This is a genomic window from Pedobacter sp. 01N416 (assembly GCF_056399685.1).
The window spans coordinates 1-1,566 of sequence record NZ_JBFTRT010000829.1; the positions used below are offsets into that span (position 1 = coordinate 1).

A 1,566-nucleotide genomic window follows, 5' to 3' on the forward strand; every position below is an offset into this window, starting at 1 on the left:
CGTCCCTTTAATTACCTTTGCGCCATGGCCAAAACCCGGACAACCAGAGCTAAAAGCAAGGCAAAACATCCTCTTTTAAAAAAGATCACCAATATTGTTACGAAAGTATTTTTATATTTTCTGCTGGTTTCTGTGTTTTGGGTAATCGCCCTGCGTTTTATCAATCCGCCCATTACACTTTTAATGGTGCTACGGAACATTGAACGCAAAGCCGATGGTAAGTCTTTTAAAACAGAGAAAAAGTGGGTGAAATTCGAGGATATGTCTGATAATATGAAAAGGGCTGCGGTATCTGCCGAAGATCAACTCTTTTTAAAACATATCGGTTTTGATATGAAAGCCATTGAAAAAGCTTTTGCCAGTAATGCCAAAGGGAAAAAGGTAAAAGGTGGAAGTACCATTTCGCAGCAAACAGCTAAAAACGTTTTCTTGTGGCCTGGGAGGTCGTGGATAAGAAAAGGTTTTGAAGCTTATTTTACGCTACTCATCGAACTGTTCTGGAGCAAAGAAAGAATATTGGAAGTTTACCTGAACGTAATCGAAATGGGCGATGGGATTTATGGCGCCGAGGCCGCCGCCCAGGAGTATTATGGCAAATCCTGTACAAAACTGACCAGGAAACAGGCTGCTTTAATTGCTTCCTGTTTTCCAAACCCCAGAAGGTGGACACCCAAAAATGCAACCCCGTACATCAGGCACCGTCAATATCTGATTTTAAGAAATATGAATAGGTTAGGGCCGCTTGATTTCTAATGATTGAATGATTGAATGATTGAATGACAGAATTATTGAATTTTGAATGATGTGATTGAATAATTGAGTGCAAAAATTTCTAATAAGGAAATACAAACACATTCAATCATTCAAAACGCTCTCATTCAATTATTAGTTTATTCGTGATCCTTATTCCACCTGATTTTTATTCCACCTTTTTCGTCATCAACAGCTTTTAGGTGTAATACGATGCCGCGCATACGGGCTTCTCTTTTTTCCGATCTGGTTAGGTTTTCATCACCCTTTGGATTTCTCAGCGGAATATCCATCTCTACATTTGTACCACTCCCTAAAGCATAAATACCTTTTACGTTAAAGTTTAACGCGCTGGAATTTATCTGCATCGGACTTATTTCTACTTTATCACCACGCACGTTAAGTGTTCCATCAAGATTTTTGATTTCTACGTTTGATAAGTTCCTGTTGGCAAAAGCAAATTTCCCTACCTTAACCATCGGGTCGAAATTAACCAATGCGGCATTGTTCAGGTTGAATACCACTTTTCCATTTATCGATCTCGGAAGAATTTTTCCCGTGTGCGATATCCTTCCGGAAATGTTGGCCAACGCTGATAAATACCCTTTTAAATTTTTGTTGGTAATGGTATTCTGTCCGAAGTTATCAAACGAATAAAAGAAATCTTTAACACTTACATGGCTGATCTTTGAATTGATTTTAAAGCTATTTGAGGCGGCTTCCTGCATAATATGTCCATTCAGCGATAACTGACCACCCGCATGGGCCACGCTTATTTTGTTGAAGAAAATACCCCCGCCACGTAAAGAAATATGG

At 39.1% G+C, this 1,566-nt stretch carries 1 protein-coding gene and 1 pseudogene; one reads left to right on the top strand and one right to left on the bottom strand.

Translation table 11 applies throughout. The features are described 5' to 3' along the window. Positions 1–24: 24 nt before the first annotated feature. Positions 25–753, top strand: coding sequence for a monofunctional biosynthetic peptidoglycan transglycosylase (mtgA, locus tag AC1DND_RS27610; RefSeq protein WP_477586021.1), 729 nt, complete (start codon positions 25–27; stop codon positions 751–753). 137 nt (positions 754–890) lie between these two features. Here mtgA and AC1DND_RS27615 read toward each other — a convergent pair. Beyond that, positions 891–1,566 (bottom strand): annotated as a pseudogene (locus AC1DND_RS27615) (AsmA family protein); the annotation flags it as partial.